This window comes from Bacillus sp. FSL H8-0547, from assembly GCA_038002745.1.
In the GTDB taxonomy this organism is placed as follows: Bacteria; Bacillota; Bacilli; order Bacillales; family Bacillaceae; genus Bacillus_P.
In genome coordinates, this window is sequence record JBBODD010000001.1 from 85,325 (window position 1) to 103,992 (window position 18,668).

The 18,668-nt window shown below is 43.4% G+C and carries 21 protein-coding genes and 1 pseudogene; 8 read left to right on the forward strand and 14 right to left on the reverse strand.

Going from position 1 to position 18,668, the window contains the following annotated elements:
* The first annotated feature begins 48 nt into the window (after positions 1-48).
* A complete protein-coding gene (locus tag MHB63_00435; protein MEK3805052.1) occupies positions 49-918 on the forward strand; it encodes a glycine betaine ABC transporter substrate-binding protein in 870 nt (289 codons plus the stop codon).
* An 82-nt stretch (positions 919-1,000) separates the two neighbouring features.
* On the opposite strand, the gene MHB63_00440 is transcribed toward MHB63_00435, so the two are convergent.
* A complete protein-coding gene (locus MHB63_00440) occupies positions 1,001-2,620 on the reverse strand; it encodes an ATP-binding cassette domain-containing protein (protein ID MEK3805053.1) in 1,620 nt (539 codons plus the stop codon).
* 162 nt (positions 2,621-2,782) lie between these two features.
* On the opposite strand from MHB63_00440, the gene MHB63_00445 reads away from it, so the two are divergent.
* The gene (locus tag MHB63_00445) at positions 2,783-3,043 is read left to right on the forward strand and encodes a hypothetical protein (GenBank protein MEK3805054.1); all 261 of its coding nucleotides are present in this window, start codon (positions 2,783-2,785) and stop codon (positions 3,041-3,043) included.
* A gap of 26 nt (positions 3,044-3,069) precedes the next feature.
* Here the strand turns inward: MHB63_00445 and MHB63_00450 are convergent, their stop codons facing one another.
* The 3 genes from MHB63_00450 to lepB all read right to left on the reverse strand — a co-directional run bounded on the left by MHB63_00450 (position 3,070) and on the right by lepB (position 5,021).
* A complete protein-coding gene (locus tag MHB63_00450; GenBank protein ID MEK3805055.1) occupies positions 3,070-3,432 on the reverse strand; it encodes a DUF1499 domain-containing protein in 363 nt (120 codons plus the stop codon).
* A gap of 56 nt (positions 3,433-3,488) precedes the next feature.
* Positions 3,489-4,412 carry a DUF4349 domain-containing protein gene (locus tag MHB63_00455; GenBank protein MEK3805056.1) on the reverse strand — a complete coding sequence of 308 codons (924 nt, stop codon included), beginning with the start codon at positions 4,410-4,412 and terminating at the stop codon, positions 3,489-3,491.
* Positions 4,413-4,481: 69 nt separating this feature from the next.
* The gene (gene lepB, locus MHB63_00460) at positions 4,482-5,021 is read right to left on the reverse strand and encodes a signal peptidase I (protein MEK3805057.1); all 540 of its coding nucleotides are present in this window, start codon (positions 5,019-5,021) and stop codon (positions 4,482-4,484) included.
* A 194-nt stretch (positions 5,022-5,215) separates the two neighbouring features.
* Between lepB and MHB63_00465 the strand changes: the two genes are divergently transcribed.
* A complete protein-coding gene (locus MHB63_00465; protein MEK3805058.1) occupies positions 5,216-5,863 on the forward strand; it encodes a LysE family transporter in 648 nt (215 codons plus the stop codon).
* A 13-nt stretch (positions 5,864-5,876) separates the two neighbouring features.
* On the opposite strand, the gene MHB63_00470 is transcribed toward MHB63_00465, so the two are convergent.
* The 10 genes from MHB63_00470 to MHB63_00515 form a co-directional block, all read right to left on the reverse strand.
* The gene (locus MHB63_00470; protein ID MEK3805059.1) at positions 5,877-6,500 is read right to left on the reverse strand and encodes a YdcF family protein; all 624 of its coding nucleotides are present in this window, start codon (positions 6,498-6,500) and stop codon (positions 5,877-5,879) included.
* A 524-nt stretch (positions 6,501-7,024) separates the two neighbouring features.
* Positions 7,025-8,218 carry an ABC transporter permease gene (locus MHB63_00475; GenBank protein MEK3805060.1) on the reverse strand — a complete coding sequence of 398 codons (1,194 nt, stop codon included), beginning with the start codon at positions 8,216-8,218 and terminating at the stop codon, positions 7,025-7,027.
* Complete coding sequence (locus MHB63_00480) at positions 8,215-8,901, reverse strand: ABC transporter ATP-binding protein (GenBank protein MEK3805061.1); 687 nt, start codon at positions 8,899-8,901, stop codon at positions 8,215-8,217. Before MHB63_00480 ends, MHB63_00475 begins: the two co-directional genes overlap by 4 nt.
* Positions 8,898-10,022, reverse strand: a complete 1,125-nt coding sequence (locus MHB63_00485) for an efflux RND transporter periplasmic adaptor subunit (protein MEK3805062.1) — start codon at positions 10,020-10,022, stop codon at positions 8,898-8,900. Before MHB63_00485 ends, MHB63_00480 begins: the two co-directional genes overlap by 4 nt.
* Positions 10,019-10,726 carry a Yip1 family protein gene (locus MHB63_00490; GenBank protein MEK3805063.1) on the reverse strand — a complete coding sequence of 236 codons (708 nt, stop codon included), beginning with the start codon at positions 10,724-10,726 and terminating at the stop codon, positions 10,019-10,021. Before MHB63_00490 ends, MHB63_00485 begins: the two co-directional genes overlap by 4 nt.
* A gap of 128 nt (positions 10,727-10,854) precedes the next feature.
* The gene (locus MHB63_00495) at positions 10,855-11,403 is read right to left on the reverse strand and encodes a hypothetical protein (GenBank protein MEK3805064.1); all 549 of its coding nucleotides are present in this window, start codon (positions 11,401-11,403) and stop codon (positions 10,855-10,857) included.
* Positions 11,404-11,533: 130 nt separating this feature from the next.
* A complete protein-coding gene (locus tag MHB63_00500; GenBank protein ID MEK3805065.1) occupies positions 11,534-13,354 on the reverse strand; it encodes an ABC transporter ATP-binding protein in 1,821 nt (606 codons plus the stop codon).
* An 8-nt stretch (positions 13,355-13,362) separates the two neighbouring features.
* On the reverse strand, positions 13,363-15,117 hold the full coding sequence (locus MHB63_00505; protein ID MEK3805066.1) for an ABC transporter ATP-binding protein: 1,755 nt from the start codon (positions 15,115-15,117) through the stop codon (positions 13,363-13,365).
* Positions 15,118-15,338: 221 nt separating this feature from the next.
* The gene (locus MHB63_00510; protein ID MEK3805067.1) at positions 15,339-15,887 is read right to left on the reverse strand and encodes a flavodoxin family protein; all 549 of its coding nucleotides are present in this window, start codon (positions 15,885-15,887) and stop codon (positions 15,339-15,341) included.
* Positions 15,884-16,477, reverse strand: coding sequence for a GrpB family protein (locus tag MHB63_00515; protein ID MEK3805068.1), 594 nt, complete (start codon positions 16,475-16,477; stop codon positions 15,884-15,886). Before MHB63_00515 ends, MHB63_00510 begins: the two co-directional genes overlap by 4 nt.
* Before the next feature lie 220 nt (positions 16,478-16,697).
* On the opposite strand from MHB63_00515, the gene MHB63_00520 reads away from it, so the two are divergent.
* The 5 genes and pseudogenes from MHB63_00520 to MHB63_00540 all read left to right on the forward strand — a co-directional run bounded on the left by MHB63_00520 (position 16,698) and on the right by MHB63_00540 (position 18,600).
* The gene (locus MHB63_00520) at positions 16,698-16,994 is read left to right on the forward strand and encodes a hypothetical protein (GenBank protein ID MEK3805069.1); all 297 of its coding nucleotides are present in this window, start codon (positions 16,698-16,700) and stop codon (positions 16,992-16,994) included.
* Positions 16,995-17,097: 103 nt separating this feature from the next.
* Positions 17,098-17,328 (forward strand): annotated as a pseudogene (locus tag MHB63_00525) (spore germination protein).
* A gap of 150 nt (positions 17,329-17,478) precedes the next feature.
* Positions 17,479-17,721: a spore germination protein gene (locus MHB63_00530; protein ID MEK3805070.1), complete on the forward strand. Its 243-nt coding sequence runs from the start codon at positions 17,479-17,481 to the stop codon at positions 17,719-17,721.
* Between the two features lie 24 nt (positions 17,722-17,745).
* Complete coding sequence (locus MHB63_00535; protein ID MEK3805071.1) at positions 17,746-18,189, forward strand: Hsp20 family protein; 444 nt, start codon at positions 17,746-17,748, stop codon at positions 18,187-18,189.
* A gap of 12 nt (positions 18,190-18,201) precedes the next feature.
* A complete protein-coding gene (locus MHB63_00540; protein MEK3805072.1) occupies positions 18,202-18,600 on the forward strand; it encodes a hypothetical protein in 399 nt (132 codons plus the stop codon).
* Positions 18,601-18,668 lie beyond the last annotated feature (68 nt).

The following is an 18,668-nucleotide window of genomic DNA, read 5'->3' on the forward strand; positions in this document are numbered from 1 at the left end:
TTAAGGGAATATAACGTGATATACATATATCCTTTGGAGGTTCAATACGTGAAAAAATATTTTTATGCACTATCTTCAATTATTCTTTTATCAGCATTACTTGCATCCTGTGCCCCGGCAAATTCAGACAAGAAGATAAAAATCGGCATGGTGAACTGGATTGATAACATTTCTACTGCTTACTTGTGGAAAATCATCCTGGAAGAGAAAGGCTATGATACAGAAATTATCGAACTTGAAAAAATTGCTCTATGGACCGGTATATCCAGAGGTGATATTGATGTCACCGGACAAGTATGGCTCCCTCTGACAGACAAGCCCCTGTACGATAAGTTTAAAGAAGATGTGGAAATCGGGGAACCTTGGTTTGAAGGTACAAAAATGGGGATTGCTGTACCGGCATACGTAAAAGATATTAACAGCATCGAAGATCTGAATTCAAAAAAAGGGCAGCTAAACGGGGAAATCATCGGAATCGACCCGGGATCAAGCTTGATGCAGCTGACATCGAAAGCCAAAAAAGAGTACGGGCTTGAACTTGAACTTGTCGAGTCTTCGGAAGCTGCCATGCTGACTGAATTTAAAAAAGCGTATGAAAAGAAACAGCCAATTGCAGTCACTCTCTGGAATCCTCATTGGGTTTTTGCAGATTATGAAATAAAGTATCTGAAGGATTCTAAAAACGTATTTGGTGCGCCTGATAAAATACATTCTATGTCACGAACAGGATTCGAAAAGGACCATCCTGAAATCGGCAAATGGATGTCTGAATGGGAAATGAATGATGAACAGCTGAATTCCCTCATTAAAGAAGTACAGGAAGAATCACTGACTCAGGAACCTGATGCCTATGAAAAAGGGGCAAGAAAGTGGATTGAGAAAAACAGGGAACTTGTCGACAGCTGGACCGAAGAATAACACACCTCGAGAATACTTCAAGCTCAAAAAAGAGCAGAACAAAAGACCGCCGAATGAATCGGCGGTCTTTTATTTGTTTAAATTAAGCGTACAACCCCTGTACTTGCTTTTGAACATCTTCATTTTCAAGGTACTCATCATACGTCATTTGCTTGTCGACAACGCCGTTTGGAGTTACCTCAATGATGCGGTTGGCAATCGTCTGTACAAACTGATGGTCATGTGACGTAAAGATCATAGCGCCTTTGAAAGCAATAAGACCGTTGTTCAGTGCTGTAATCGACTCAAGGTCCAAGTGGTTCGTCGGTTCGTCAAGAAGCAGGATATTTGAGCTGCTGAGCATCATTTTTGAAAGCATGCAGCGTACTTTTTCTCCTCCGGACAGAACGCTTGCTTTTTTAAGCACTTCTTCACCTGAGAACAGCATTCTGCCAAGGAAACCGCGAAGGAAGCTCTCGCTTTGGTCATTCGGCGAATACTGGCGGAGCCAGTCAACAAGGTTCATGTCGACCCCTTCAAAGAACTCGCTGTTGTCTTTAGGGAAATAGGCCTGGGAAGTTGTAATTCCCCATTTGAACGTTCCGCTGTCAGGCTCCATTTCACCCATCAGAATTTTGAAGAGCGTTGTAATCGCAATTTCGTCGCGGCCGACTAACGCAATTTTGTCCTCTTTGTTCATGATAAAGCTGACATTATCAAGCACTTTCACGCCGTCAATCGTTTTAGAAATGCCGTCTACGCGGAGAACATCATTCCCGATTTCGCGCTCAGGTGAAAATCCGACATACGGATAGCGTCTTGAAGAAGGCCTGATGTCATCAAGCGATATTTTATCAAGCAGTTTTTTTCTTGAAGTGGCCTGCTTGGATTTTGATGCATTCGCACTGAAGCGTGCAATGAACGCCTGAAGCTCTTTGATTTTTTCTTCTTTTTTCTTGTTCGCATCCGAAGCCATTCGGGATGCAAGCTGGCTTGATTCGTACCAGAAGTCGTAGTTTCCGACATAAAGCTGGATTTTACCGTAGTCAAGGTCAGCGATATGAGTACATACTTTGTTCAGGAAATGACGGTCATGGGATACAACGATGACGGTATTCTCAAAGTTGATCAGGAATTCTTCAAGCCATTGGATCGCCTTGATGTCAAGGTGGTTGGTAGGCTCATCCAGAAGAAGAACATCCGGTTTGCCGAACAGAGCCTGTGCAAGAAGAACCTTCACTTTGTCTCCGCCCGTAAGATCTGCCATTTTCTTCGCATGAAGATCTTCAGTGATGCCAAGTCCTTTTAAAAGAATGGCAGCCTCACTTTCTGCTTCCCATCCGTTAAGCTCTGCAAATTCACCTTCAAGCTCAGCCGCACGCATGCCGTCTTCATCTGAGAAATCAGCTTTCATATAGATTGCATCCTTCTCCTGCATGACTTCATACAGACGTGCATGGCCCATAATAACGACCTGCATCACTTCAATTTCCTCGTACTCGAAGTGGTTCTGTTTCAGGACAGCAAGACGCTCTCCAGGTCCCATGCTTACATTGCCGGACTGTGCTTCAATTTCTCCAGAGAGAATTTTAATAAATGTTGATTTGCCTGCACCGTTTGCCCCGATTAATCCGTAGCAGTTTCCCGGTGTGAATTTTATATTAACATCTTCAAAAAGTTTGCGGTCACCATAGCGCAATCCTACATTGCTTACTGTTATCATTAAAGTTAAGCCTCCATCTATACAATATCTACAAAATTATAACACGAACCGGAAGAAAAAAATATGCATACAGGAACTGATTTCAATGTTCACAGTCCTGACATGTTGAATCTCCGGTTTTTATGGTAGGATTATGTTCAGTACATCACGGAGGTATCTGCTATGAAATTACTGACTTTAATGGAATATTCTCTGTATATCTTCTTTACGGGGCTCTTTCTCGCTTATACAGGATTTAAAACAAGCAACATGACCTTTTTCATTGGTCTTGTGATTATTTATCTGCTAGTGCATTACTTCAGCAAAAAGATTCTAACCCGGCTTGGAAAAATAGATGAAAGAGTTTCGTTTCCAAAAACAATCCTTGGGATAATTGGTTCTGTCTTTATCACCATGCTGATCTTAACCCTCATCTATACGTAAAAAAAATCAGACACCTGTCTGATTTTTTACGTTCCGCATTCTTTTTTAAATCTCTCCTCAATCTCCTCCATGCGCCTGCGGTTAACACCGAAGTCATAATAGCCGGTTCGGGAAGCCGATCTAAAATGAATTTTTTTTGCTTTGTCATTCATTTCAAATTCCACATCATCTTTAAATTTCATTTTATCCGACGTAAATACCGCATGAAGACGGGTACCGCTCTGCTCGGCAATTTCAGCGCCCTTCATGGAATAAAGAACATTGCGCAGGTGATTCATTGCTTCAGATGCACTGCATGAATACGTGATGGGATTCATGCTCCGTCCGCCTTTTTCATTTGCCGTTGACACACAATTTTTTGTAAGCTTTGAACATGCTTTTATTGTCATTATTCATCCCGCCTTTTCCTTCTTTTTCCCAATCTGAGAAAAAAGAAAACACAGAATCAGTCACCCATATCAGCCGGAGGTGCCGGATCGTTCCTGTTCATACGTTTTTTTACAGCAAGCCATATGGCAAAGCCGGCAAGGAAGAGCACGGCAAGTACAGGCAAATTTCCTGCTGTAAAGACGATGAAGGCTGAACCTGCTGACAAAAGGGTATTTAAGCTTTCCATGAACTTCTGTTTTGTTTTCTGCCATGTATTCAGGTTTTCATTCTCAAGGCCGGGAACATTGATTTTATTTTCTGATAGATGTATGGAAACAGTGGCGAAAGATGTTTGATTGTTTAAGTAATTGATTCTTCCTGTAAGCTGTTCAATTTCTTCCTGAACAGCACTTAAATCATTTGAAATTTTCAAAAGGTCCTCCGTTTTTTGAGCTTCTTTCATAAAGCTCAGGAGCCTCTCCTCAACAGTCTTTTTTGATTTAAGCCTTGATTCTAAATCCACATATTCCTCCGTTACATCCTGTCCTGAAACTGTTTGGTTTTCAACCTTGATGCTTCCCTTTTCAACCGTATTCAGGAATGACTGAAAGGCTTCCTGAGGGACTTTTACGGTCAGCGTCCCTTCCTGGGGCTGGTCTTCTTCCCCTGAATATGTATTTGATTCCATGATATATCCGCCTAGTGAAGCAAGTGTTTTCTGTATGGATAACACAGCTTCCTGATAGCTTTTCACCCTCACGGACATGTCAGCCGTGTAGATCACTTTGCGGTCTTGCGGAATAGGTGCTGCTGTTTTGCTGTCATTTTGCATCGTCGTTTCTTCAGGAGCCGGTTTTTCGGATTTCTCCGCAAAGTCAGCATTGGACATTTCTCCTGATGAACTTCCTGAGCTGTCCATTTTTGATTCCTCTGAGCTGCTGCAGGCTGAGACGATCAGGATTAAAATAATCATGAATAAAGATACCGCGAATTTTCTCATGGATTGACACTCCCCTTTTTCTTTACACGATTAGACGAGAGTGTTTTCCATTTCGTTACATTCTTTCTATTATTTTGTTGACCTTATTTTTTCAAAAGGATAAAAAATGAATGCCGCTTTTCCCTCGATGCGGCTGATTTTAATGCTGCCGAGTCCATTTCGTGAATCCATGCTGTTCGCGCGGTTATCGCCCATGACAAACACCTTGTCTTTTGGAACTTTGACTGGCGGAAAGTCCTCCATAATGTATGTGCCAAGTTCCGCTGCCTTCTGCTCGTTCGATTTGATATACGGTTCATCTGACGGCATTCCATTTACACGCACCTTGTGGTCTCTCACTTCTATACGATCTCCCGGCAGTCCAATCACCCGCTTGACATAATGAATCCCTTTCTCTTGTCCGCTGATAATCACAATATCACCATGCCTTATGCCACCGGAGACAAACAGGGCTTTGTTTACAAACAGTCTCTCTCCGTCATGAAGCGTCGGATCCATCGAAGAACCCTCCACCATGTAGGGTTCAAATAAGAACAGTCTGATTAAAAGAGCCAGTCCTGCTGCAAAAAGAACTGCCTTTCCCCATTCAATAAAAGAATGCCGCTTCATTCGACTAATCAACCTCCTCTGCAGTCCTTCCAGACAACCTATTTGTGAAATTCCAAAAAAGCAGGCGTTTGTAATTAAGTTTGCCGAAAACAAGTAAAATTCCTCTAAAGTTAAAAAATTCCTCTTCCCCCAAAATTGAAGGACGAAATAGACAGCCATCTGAATACACTTTAGGGACAAGGATGGAAAGGCAGATGAACAAATTGGATATGATTCTGTTTATTATAAAACCGCTTGTGCTTGGGATCAGTCTTGCTGCTCCGGTCGGCCCGATAAAGCTCGAGATGATCAGAAGGGGGATTAGAGGGGGGTTTTGGCCTTCCATGTTCGTCGGACTCGGTGCGGTCACGATCGATATGGTCCTTATGTTTCTTATATTTCTCGGACTTGCCGTTTATCTTACTCATTCGTTCTTTTCTTATGTTCTTAGCGCGGCCGGTTTTTTATTGCTGGCCAGGCTTGGCATAAAAAGCATGAAGAGCGCGCTGTCTGATGAAAACATGCTGGACCACGCAAGTGAAACCACTGCTGAAAAGAGTTCCTACTGGACAGGGTTTTCCATTGCTCTTGCCAATCCGTTTATTTTCATTTTCTGGCTTGGTGTTTACGGTTCAAGTTTAACAACTCTTGGCCCTGGACATTCTTTCATGTACCTTTTCCTCTTCAGCATGCTGATCATTGCAGGGATTATATTATGGAACATCAATGTTGCGATGACGGTTCATTTTCTAAGAAATTATTTGAAGGATTGGATTCTAAAAGCTGTATCGTTTGCTGCCGGAGCTTATCTCCTTGGGTACAGTTTTTATTTGCTTTCACATTTGTTCACGCTGCTTATTTAAACAAAAAAGAGGATTACCCGCTGGGCAATTCCTCTTTTTTGTTCATCATTTCAAATGGAAGCGTCACAAGATACCCTGCATAGAACAGCACTTCCTTTGAGTAAACGGGAAGTTTCGTTTCCCATGTTCTGTATGCGGATGTGGTGGTTGGAGATGAGTAAACGTTCATCCCGATTTTTTCTGCCAGCAGCACCGATCGCTTCATATGGTAGGGGTCACTCACAATGGTATATGATTCAATGCCTGCTTTTTTCCCTTTTTCATAGGCAAATTTCAAATTATCTTCTGTCAGTCTGGAACTTGTCTCAACTAAAATATCTGATTCGCGGACACCATGATCGACTGCATAGTTTTTACCGACTACAGATTCAGGAAGATCGGTCTGAATCGCTTTTCCGCCTGTAAAAATAATTTTCTCCACCTTTTTTTCCTTGTACAGTTTAATGGCATGATTGATGCGTTCTTTGAAAACAGGAGACGGATCTTCTCCCCAGGCGGCTGCTCCAAGAACTACTGCTGCATCTGTTTTGACTGAATCATGTTTGTTTCCATAGAACCATATGCTTGCTGAAGAATAAAGGAACAGTCCGATAACCGCTATCATTGTCAGTTTTATAAGCGTTCCTGCAAGTTTCATCTTACATCATTCCAATCTCGTGGCACATAAAATCTCTATTCCCTTTGTATCATCATCACAACCGCGTAGCAAGGGTTTTCTTAGATTTTCCTTTTTCTGGATGGTGCTTAGATTTGGTTTCTATTGAATGATTTAATACTTTCAGCTTCTGCAACACCGTTCCCTTGCGCTCCAGTCACTTGCTTTCCGCGGGGAGTTCCTGAAGCTTCCTCGCTGCGCTTGCGGGATCTTCAGTGCCCTCTTCTTCCCGTAGAAAAGCGGAAGCGCCCGTTTTGCTCCGGCAGTCAGATAAGAAATCACCCGAAAAGTCCGGGTTTGACTTTTTGGGGGATTTTGTTCTGACCGAGGAGTTGGGCGCTGCAGCTGGACAAGGAGTCAAGTGCCTTCCGCTTCAGTCCACTAGTATTAATTCGTACTTCTTAAAAGCACTCATAAAAAAACACACCGATTGCTATAGCTCTTCGGTGTGTCTTAAAAATATCTTTCTCAGTCAACCTGAACCAAAGCGGTTCAAAGGAAGATGTTTATTCATAACGCAGGGAATCGATCGGATCAAGACGGGCTGCTTTGTTTGCCGGCAGCATGCCGAAAATGATGCCGATGACCATTGAGAATGCTAGTCCTCCCAGGACGACTTGCCAGGATACGAGTGACGGCCATCCGGCAAACACGGAAACGAGTGAAGCCCCTCCTGCACCGAGTAGGATGCCAATGATGCCTCCAATGAGGGTAAGCGTGATGGATTCGATGAGAAACTGGGTCAGGATCTGACGCTTTGTCGCTCCAAGCGCTTTTCTTATGCCGATTTCACGGGTTCTTTCTGTTACGGAAACGAGCATGATGTTCATGACGCCAATTCCGCCGACAAACAATGAGATGCCTGCGATTGAACCAATGATCAAGGTCATGATCCTTGTTACCTGACCAATCCCTTGGGCAATCTCTTCCATATTAAACACTTGATAGGAATCTTCCGTATCATGCTTTTGATTCAGCATGGAAGTGGCTTTTTTTCCTGCTTCCTGCAGGCTTTCTGCATCTTTTGCCTGCAGCGTCACCTGATTAAAATCTGATTTGCCGAAAGAAGCGCGATACGTATTGGACGGGATGTAGATTTCCATTGAACCGAACGAAAACAGCCCCTCCGGTTTTTCAAGAACTCCGACAATTTCAATCGGCTGACCATTGATCCAGACAATTTCCCCGATCGGGTCAGTGTCTTTGAAGAGCTCTTTTTTCGTCTCCTGGCTGATAATGCCGGCCCTTTCGCCTCCGATAAAATCAGCTTCCATCAGATTTCTTCCAGATTCGATCTTCAGCTGATTTACTTCGATGTAAGCCTGATTAATGCTGAAAATTGACGTATCCGCCGTTTCCTCTTTATGACGCACCGGCATGAACTCAGAGCTTGAAGCAACAACTTTTTCAACCTCTGGAATGCCTGCCATGTCATTAATATCTGACTGGTCAAAAGCAGACTTCATATACGCATTGGGGTCTGATTGCATTTCTTCCTCACTCGGCTGGTAAAAAACTTCGATCGTATTGCTGGTACCGGTAAACTGTGATTTAAGCATTTGCTCTCCGCCCTGCCCGATGGCTACAACTAAAATAACGGACGCAACCCCGATAATGATGCCAAGCATTGTTAAGATCGACCGAAGTTTATGAGCCAGAACAGAGGAGAACGCCATTCTGATGTTTTCAACAAAACTCATGCGTTTCTCCTTTCTGCTCCCTGAGAGATAATTTCACCGTCTCTGACCATAATGACCCTTTTTGTATAATCGGCTACTTCCTGTTCATGAGTGACGATTATGACAGTCGTGCCTTCCAGATTAAGGGCAGCAAATTGCTCCATGATTGATACACTTGTTTTTGTATCCAAAGCCCCTGTCGGTTCGTCAGCAAGAATCAGACGGGGCTGATTAACGATAGAACGGGCAATGGCAACACGCTGCTTTTGCCCCCCCGACAGTTCATTTGGAAGATGATTGATTCGCTCTGAAAGGCCGACCTTTTCAAGCGCAAGTCTTGCTCTTTCTTCGCGCTCTTTCTTTTTAATGCCGGCATAAACCATGGGTAATTCAACGTTTTTAATCGCTGTAAGTCTCGGAAGAAGCTGAAACTGCTGAAAAACAAAGCCGATGGAGAGATTCCGCACACTTGCAAGCTCTGAATCCTGATAGCCTGCCACATCTGTACCATCGAGGAAGTATTGGCCTTCTGACGGCCGGTCCAGACAGCCGATAATGTTCATCAGCGTTGACTTGCCTGAACCGGACGGTCCCATGATCGAGATGAATTCTCCCTCTTCAATGACAAGGTTGATGTTCTTCAGCACGTCGAAGGATTCTTTTCCGACCTTATAGCTCTTTGTGATGCCGGAAAGACTGATCATTTCACCGTCACTTCCGTCCCGCTCAGAAGATTGTCTTGGGGTTTTGCCACCACTTGATCTTTGTCTGTCAGCCCTTCTTTAATTTCCATATAGTCAGAAGAAGCTGTACCAATTTCAACTGTTTTCTTCTTTGTTTTGCCTTCTTCTACTGTATAGACATAATAGTCTTCCCCGTCCTGTTTGACCGCATCTACAGGCACTGTCTGTACGTTCCGCTTTTCTGTTTCAATTTCCATAATCAGCTTAAAACCGGGTTTTGCCTGCATTTCACTGCCTTCAATGATGACTTCAACAGGGTATTGAACGGCTGTATTTTCAGTTCCCATCGTTCCTGCTGCAACTTCTGGAAGAAGGCCGATTTTACTGACTTTCCCCTTCCATTCAGCATCTGTCACAACATCAGAACGAAGGGTTACAGGCTGGTCTTTGGCAACTTTAAGAGAATCATATTCTGACAGAACTCCGCTTACAATATAGGAATCTGTTTTTGCAATATGTATGACCGCTTTCAGCGTACCGTCTGCAGACTGTGTATGCTGATCCTCAACGGCAATAACGGTGCCGGCCATCTCGCTTTTTACTTCAAGATTCTCAAGCTGCTTTTGGACTGTTTCTTTTTGAAGATTCAGCTGGCGCAATTCGATGTCTGCCATTTTAAGCTCCATCTTCAGCTGGTCACGCTCTGCTTCAACAGTTTTTTCTGCTTCTTTTTTACCTGCCTGCTCAGCTAACTCTTTTTCTTTTTCATCAAGATCCTCCAGCTGATCTTTCAGCTGGCTGATCTTAAGATAGCTTGATTCAATAGATAGCATATTTTGTTCTTTTTCAAGTGCTGCCTGTTCATTTTCATACCGGAGAAGAGGGGTTCCTTCTTTAACAGCATCCCCCTCTTTCACCAGAATTTCGACGATCCGGCCTTTCTCAGGTTCCTGATAGATGTATTGCTCGCTTTGAAACTTAAGTGTCCCGGGAACCATTACATTTGAAACGATTTCCCGGTCTGATAGATTCACTGTGCTGACTTTAACCTCTTCTGTATTCATGGCACGGTATACATTCACACCTGCAAGTAATACGATAATGGCTGCAACTCCGATGGATATCCAGATTTTTTTCTTCATGCTGCCGGTACAAGTCCTTGCAGCACTCCGCCGGCTACAGCAAGAACAGCTCCAAGTGCAAAGAAGATAAGGGCGATTGTCCATGAAGCTGCTTTAGATAGACCTGCCACTTTCTGAAGACCCAGCGCCGTCAGAACAACACCCCAGATTGTGAAAACTTCAACCGTCATTAAAAGACCGCCAAGGCCGCCCTCAGCGCCGACAATGCTGTTCACACTAGTATAAGGATTCACATAATTTTCATCTTTAATGAAGAAAGCAATAAGTCCATTTAAAAGAGTGCCGATTGACGTAACAAAAGAAATATAGATTGTCATAGAAAGAATTTGTTTGAACTTTACAGCCGAACCGGTCATTTTCACGATAGCTAAAGTGATAGCAGCCATAATAATAAGAACAACAATGCTTCCGATTGCTCCTACAGCCATGCCGACAATAGTCATCACAGTAGTGAACATGGCCGCTTCTTCTGATGACATTCCGATATCAGACGGCATATCCTCAGTTAGCGCCGGCGTATGAAAAACGGTAAGCACTGTCCCGATTAAAATCATGAGTGTAACAAGCAGAAAACCCGCAAGCACTTTAGGGTTTTGGCGGATGCGGTCAAATTGCTCACCCGGGTTCATAATCATACCGAATAATGATGGTTTATTCGGCGGCGGTGTGTTTCCTTCCAAAACAGGATTCGTTTGATGTTCCATATCCATATACCTCCACTTTTTATGTATTCTGTAAGTAATACGTGTATTTTAGCAGAAGGTTTCAGTTTTTCTTTAAAACTCCCAAAATATTTTGCAGTTAATGAGTTTTCATACGGCTGATTCCTGGCTTATTCGGCCTCTCTCAAATCTTCTGCCAGTCCATCGTCATCCAGGTTCTGAAATCCCTGGATCTTTTCTTTTTCCTGCGTTGAGAATAATGCTTCCCCTTCTACATTTGCCGTTTTTTCTTCTCCATTTTTATGCTGATAGCCGACCTCTGCACTGAACATATAAAGCGCGGATTGGTTCTCATCCTGTTTTACCGTCAGATTTTTAAGACTCAGCGTGTATCCATTTTCGTATGCCAGTATTGTGTATTGAGCACCAATCGTCGACAGGAACGTATTTAAGTAATCTTCTGTCATGTACGGCCCATATTCTTTTTTTATGTATGCATCCAATTTCTCATTCTTTTCCTCGCCATTAACTACCTTCCTGTATTTAGGATTCAGCATTAAATCTGCAAATGTTTCATCAGGACCTGTGAAAAGACGGTTCAGTACTTCGTTGACTGCTGTCTCTTCCTGCTTCCTGTCTTCTTCACCGCTGCATGCTGCTGTAAAAAGTGCTGCCAAAATCAAAATCACACCTATCAGAAGCGATTTTTTCTTCACCATAAAATATCACTCTCCTTTCTTAGAAAATACGATTCAATTGACTAAACGTTTCATTTTAATAGAATCTTCCCTCAAAATAAGCATTAAGACTTAAAAAAATGAGCCAGCCGAAACGGCTGACTCTTTGCTGTTATCCTGCATCAAGCATTTTAAACTGTGACTTTACCAGTTCAAAATAAATTCCCTGATGTTTCATTAATGCATCATGATTGCCCTTCTCCATAATGTTTCCGTGGTCGAGGACGATGATGTTGTCTGCCTCGCGGATGGTTGACAGGCGATGGGCGATCATAATGGCGGTTCTGCCCTTCAACAGCGTTTTCAATGCCTGCTGAATTTTCATTTCAGACTCCGTATCAATGCTTGCTGTTGCTTCATCAAGTATGAGAATTTTGGGGTCTGCAAGAATGGCTCTTGCAAAAGAAAGAAGCTGGCGCTCACCGACAGACAGAACATTCCCCCGCTCTTCCACTTCTGTCGCGTAACCGTTCGCCAAATCTTTTATAAATTCATCAGCACCTACCGCTTCGGCTGCTGCAATCACCTCTTCATCTGACGCTGACGGTCTGCCGAAACGGATATTTTCCATTATTGTGCCGGAAAAGATAAACGTATCCTGCAGAACCACACTGATTTGTGAACGGAGACTTCCTATTGAAAGATCTTTAATGTTGTAGCCGTCGATTTTCACTTCGCCCCCGGTAGCATCGTAGAACCTGCTGATCAGACTCGCAATCGTTGTTTTTCCTGAGCCGGTATGTCCGACAAGTGCTACAGTCTGGCCGGACTTGATTTCAAGAGAAACGCTGTTTAATGCCTTTCGGGTGCCGTCATAGGAAAATTCGACTTCATCAAAGGCGATGTTTCCTTTCATATCCGGCAGGACAACAGGGTCATCCTTTTCAGAAACAATTGGCTTTTCATCAAGAAATTCAAAAATCCGTTCAGAGGAAGCCATCCCCATCAGCAGCTGATTGTACACCTGCCCAAGTCTTGAAATCGGCTCCCAGAACATGCCCAGATAAAAAGCAAACGAAACAAATTCTCCAATTGTAATCGATTCATTTGCAATGAGAGAAGCGCCAAACCAGATAAGAATCGCTGTTCCGATCGCATTAGTCATTTCAACGAATGGACGGAACACGGCATTCTTCTGGGTCGCATCCTGCCAGCTGCTGAAGTTCTCTGTGTTGATTCCGTCAAAGAACTCGATGTTCTCTTTTTCCTGAGTATACGCCTGCGTCACGCGAATTCCCTGAATACTCTCGTTCAAATGCGAATTCAGCATGGACTGCTTAAGTCTTACTGTCTGCCATGATCTTCTGATTTTTTTCCGCAGGCTTGTTGAGATAAAGAACATCACCGGCAGAATAATCATAATGGCAAGGGCAAGCGGCGGACTGATGGTAAAGAGAATGACGATAACGCCGATCAGCAGCAGGAAATCCATTAATAGATTGATAACCCCGCTTGTGAACAGCTCCTGAAGGGAATTGATGTCATTCATGATCCTTACCAGAATGGACCCCGCCGACCTTGAGTCAAAGAAACGGTGGGAAAGGGACTGTACATGGGTGAACAAATGCTTGCGCAAATCATAGATCACGTTTTGCCCGAGCATATTCATCCACCTGATCCGGAGGGTATTCGCAACATAGGAAACGAGATACAGTCCGAAAATCGAACCGACAAGCACCCACAGCAGATCAAGGTCTTTTTGGACGATCGCTTTGTCAAGGGTATAGACGCCAATCAGGATCGGCACAATCAGCCTGACGATCGTTGTCAGAATGACCGTTAAAAAAGACAGCGGCAGAAGATTCTTTGAATAAGGCTTAATATAGCCCATCAGACGCCCCATCTGCTTCCAGTTAAAAGGTTTTTCAATAATCTGGTCCGTTGAATAATAGAACCTCTGTTTAATCAAATTTTGTTTTTCATCCGTTTTCATGTTCCCACCTACCCTGCGTTTGACTGAACTACGGCTTGCTGATCTTTGTACTGGATATCATAGATTCGTCTGTATGGGCCTTCAGCCTGAAGCAGCTGTTCGTGCGTCCCTCTCTCTGCGACCCCGCCGTCTTCAAAGACAATAATTTCATCTGCATGTTTTAATGAAGAAATGCGGTGGGCAATGATGATCGTTGTACGGTCCTTCATCACCATTTTTAAATCCTTTTGAATCCGGAATTCTGTTTCCATGTCAACAGCACTCGTTGAGTCATCCAGAATCAGAATGCTCGGATCAACACATATAGCCCGCGCTATCGAAATCCGCTGTTTTTGACCGCCTGAAAGTCCCATTCCCCGCTCACCGAGCATCGTGTCGTAGCCTTCAGGAAGCTCCATAATAAAATCATGCGCCTGGGCCCGTTTTGCCGCATTTACAATCTCATCCATCGTGGCATTTGGTTTCCCGTAAGCAATATTAGACTTGATTGTCGTAGAAAAAAGGAATGATTCCTGGAGGACAACTCCAATACTGCCCCGCAGTGTTTTAATTGTATGATCTTTTATATCTTTGCCGTCCAAAAGGATTTGTCCTGAAGTGGCTTCGTAAAAACGTGTCATCAGCTGGGTGACCGTCGTCTTTCCTGAACCTGTGGCGCCTATCAGCCCGATTGTTTTCCCTGGAGGCGCATCAAATGACACATTTGTAAGGGCAGGAACATCTTGATCATTGTATGATAAGGAGACATTCTTAAAGGTGACATGCCCTGACAGCTTTTCTCTGGAAAGCTGTTCATCCCTGTCCGTAATTTCTTCATCTGCTTCCAGAATTTCGAGCAGCCTTTCCCCGGATGCCTTTGACTGGGAAAATAAGTTGATGACAAATCCAAGGTTCATAATCGGCCACATGATGTACCAGACGAGACTGTAAAAGGCTACAAGTTCCCCGGGCTGAAGACTTTCGTTTATGACCATATATCCTCCAAAGCCCAATAAAGCAACTACGGAGATGTTGCCGATAAACTCCATCAGCGGAAAGTACTTTGCCCAGACATCAGAAGTATCCAAATATTTTTGTCTGTATTCATTGTTGGAGGAATTAAACTTTGAAATTTCAAAATCTTCTCTGGATAATGATTTTACAGTATGAATGCCGCTGATGTTTTCCTGCACGTTTGTGTTCAGCTTTCCAAACGATTTTCTGATGCTTCTGAATGCCGGATGAACCCTCTTGTCAAAACGGTAGACCGCTACGGCAAGAAACGGAAGAGCCGCAATTGTAACAAAAGTGAGCGGCACAGAGTAATAGAACATGACGCACAGACTGATGGCAATAAGAATAATGAAGCGGATAAGTTCAGCAATCCCGAATGAAAGAAAAAACCGGAAGCCTTCTACATCTGCTGTCAGCCGTGACATCAAGTCGCCTGTTTTCGCATTATCATAGTAGCGGAACGGAAGCCTCTGCAGTTTTTCATATAGTTCATTTCTCAATCTGTAAACAGATTTGATGCCGAACATGTCGCCAAGATACTGATGAAAGTATGTCGCAACTCCTTTAACCACCATAATTCCGACAAAGCCCAGGGCAATCCACGGCACAAGCGAAAATTGCTCTTTCAGCACCACATCATCAATCGTAAACTGAAGCACCATTGGATACACAACAGTAATCCCCGTCATAATGAGCAAAAAAGCCATTGACCATAAAAAATCATTTTTGTAAGGCATATAGAAGGCCTTAAGCTTCTTAAATGTTTCCACTTCTTATCCCTCCTCCGGCCTCAACCGTTTCCTCAACTGTTTAAATTTACAACGTATTACTTAATATATCGGGTTTCGAAATATATTTCTAGTCATTTTACTCAATTTTTAAAAAATTAATGCTAATTAATGAAACAGGTTTAAAACTTTATCATGAAACGCCTCCATCCATGGTCTTACATGAAAAAAACATGGATGAACTCATCCATGTTTTCTGAACATTACCTATTCATATGCTTAATCTGCGCGTTCATGACTTTTGCTTCTGCAGCTGCTTTTTTGTCTTTTTCCATATCTCCGGGCGCATTGGCTTCCCCAATAATGTAGCCGCAAAATTCCATGCCGACGAAATCAAAGATATACTGAAACTGCTGAATCAGCGGCAATGCCTTTATTCTAGGGGAGTCTCCGCCAGCAATGACTACATAGGCTTTTTTCCCTTTAACTGTTTCTTTAAAAGATAATTTTTCATCCCGTAATGCCTGTGACCACCGGTCGAAAAAGTCCTTCATTGAACCAGACATTCCGTACCAGTACAGCGGGGTTGAAAAGACAACCGTGTCCGCCTTCAGAAAGGCGTCAATGACAGAATCAAAATCATCTTCAACCGGCTGAAAGCCCCCTTCCTCATGCCGCTTATCAGCAATCGGCAGGATGGTTTTTTTACGGAGATGGATAGCCGTATGCTCTGTTCCCTCTAACACCCAATCTGCCAATTTTTCTGAATTGCCGTTCTCCCGGCTGCTTCCATATATGGCTAATAAACTCATTCCGACACTTCCTCTTGATTTGTTTTCAGCTGTTTTGCTTTGTTTAGTATGTGCATGACACAATCTGATTTTGCAGATGCATAGTCATTGCCGCTTTCCCACTCTTTTTCAGAGAGGGCTCTTTTTGTTTCTTCATAGTATTTGAGGTCATCGGGACTGGCCCGAAGATGATCACGGAACAAAAGATGATCCTCCCACCACTGATGCGTAACCGGCACAGCATGAATATGAGCGGTTCTGTGCTCCCTGGCAACCGTCAGACCCTCATCTTCAACAGGATTTGGATAGAGGTCAAGCACATCCTCTTTTACCCCAATAAAAAACCGCCTGAAGGGCAGTGCCTGATCGTAAACTTTCTTGTATATGTATGGCTCTCCTGCAAGAGCTGAAACCACATCGGGCAAGTCCTTTTCACCAGGGACGCCGATCAGAATATCGATTATCGGCTTGGCAGACAGACCTTCAACAGACGTGCTTCCGATATGCTCAATTTTAAATTCCGCATTTTTAAAGCATTTTTCAAGCTTTCTTTTTTGCTGCTGGAACAGTGTTTTCCAAGCCGGATCATATGCCGCAAGCTCAATTTTCATATGCAGGACTCCTTTATAAAAATTCACCTTGACTATCGTACCATTACCTGTAAGCTTTTTTAAAGCATTTTGCATGACTTCGGTACGAACGATTTTTCTCCAAAGACGCCCACCCGGCAAAGCTTTTCCCAGCATATACTTTTTTTGTGCAGGCATCAATGAAATGCTTATCCCTGTTCAAGGAGATGTTAAAATGGAAAATCAGCAGGAACTGCTTGATATGAATGATGTCAGAAGACCGTTTGGATTTGGCGGTTTTGGAAGGCCGGGATTTGGGTTTGGAAGACCGGGGTTTGGTTTCGGGAGACCGGGATTTGGATTTGGCAGACCGGGGTTCGGGTTTGGCTTCGGACGTCCATTTGGGTTTGGATTTGGCAGACCGTTTGGATTTTATCCGTTTGGATTTGGTTTTCCGTTCTTTGGCGGACTTCTCGGAGGACTCGCGCTGAGCTCGCTGTACAATCCATATTATTATGGATACGGATATCCTTATTATCCTTATTACGGCTATTATTGAAAACGGGAAGAATGACTCTTCCCGTTTCTTATTTTTTCCGGGCAAGAACCGATGAGCCCTTTTCTGCATATGGATAACGTAAAGATGAATAGAAGGTGAAGCAATGCCTACAGTTGTTAATCTCTACTGCTTAAAGGTAAACAGTATTTCAGGCAACGGATCCGTAACAATTGGGGAAGCGATTCACAACAGTCATACATCCAACAATAAATCTCAGGGACTTAACTCTTCTTACGGTGACACCTCCCCTGCAGAGGCATTGATGGAAAACGTTTATATTGATCCGGATGTCAATGATCAAACCGATATTGCCAACTCTGATCCTATCAGTATAGGTGTTCCGACGCAGGTTCCTGTTCCCATTCCAAATCCGCCGGTAAACGGGTTTCCATTTCCGGTGCCCGCAATGGCTGGTCCTGGTTCAAATATGGATTTACCTCCTGAGGTATATGTTCCGATTACTAAAAAGTAAGGAGTTAAAGATATGCCCTTTCAGATAAATGTGTTTAACTTTCAGGTCAACGGTGTTACCCAGAACGGGAATGTTGACTTGGGTCCTACTGTCCATAACAGTCATACCGCAAACAGCAAATTCTTTGGCGTTAATTTTTCCCTCGGCAATTTTTCTCCAACTTTTTCACAAATGAACACATGTACAATTGATCCGGACGTAAGCGATCAGGATCAAATCGCGAATCCGTCGATGCCGGTTGTCAGTCAGATATAAAAATGGGATTAAAGGAGGAGCTCTATGGATATTCACAAGGTTCAAAAATGGCTGGAATTTACGAATGCCAATCAGAAGAATGATTTCTGGCAGAATATTTTTGATCAGCAAAAGCCTGAGCGGCTTTTTGAGGAAAACCATAAGCCTCTTTATGACCTATATAAAAGCGATACACATGTATGTGCAGTCATTGAGCTCCCCGGGGTTGGACGGGATGATGTCACATTTGCGCTTAAATCCAATATCGATTTAATAGTAAAAGGTCATAAAAGGGCCCTGTACCCCCAGGAGATGGAAGTTGAAAAACATCGGGCCTACGGGGATTTCGAGTGGGTCATCCGGCTTCCTGAACCTGCTCACGCCAGTCAAATCAGCCTCCACTTTGATCATGGTCTTGTTTATGCTGCCTATCCTGTTTCGAGAGCGGAACCCATTCAGCCAATAGAAGGTCACAACAATCTAACTTAAGTGTGTGATACTATGCTATTTTCCTACTTAAAAAGAAAACTGCTGGCAGACCTTACAGATCAGACAATGATTGAACGGGATCAGCTGGTGAAAAAAATTGAATCTCTTGAAAACGAAATCGGCATTCTTGTTAAGCATTTGGCTAAAGAACAGGTGAAAGATGTTTGGAAGAATGAATCCCGTTCGATCATTATCGAGAACGTAACCATTGAAAACCTGAACATCGATCAGGCCGATCTCAGCAGCAACTTTGGGCAGCTTGGCATCAACGAATTAAGCGGCCAGCTGAACATCGGCACAACGTATCAATCGAAACTTTCGGATAAGATTTCTGAAAAAACAAACAGACTGTTTGAACAATCCGGGGAAGCAGGGCCGAAGACAACCATTCGAAAAAGGCGGGATGAATAGGAACATCCGGAAAGTTCCTCATTCATTACATAATGAAAGCTGAAATCGTGGTCGATTTCAGCTTTTGG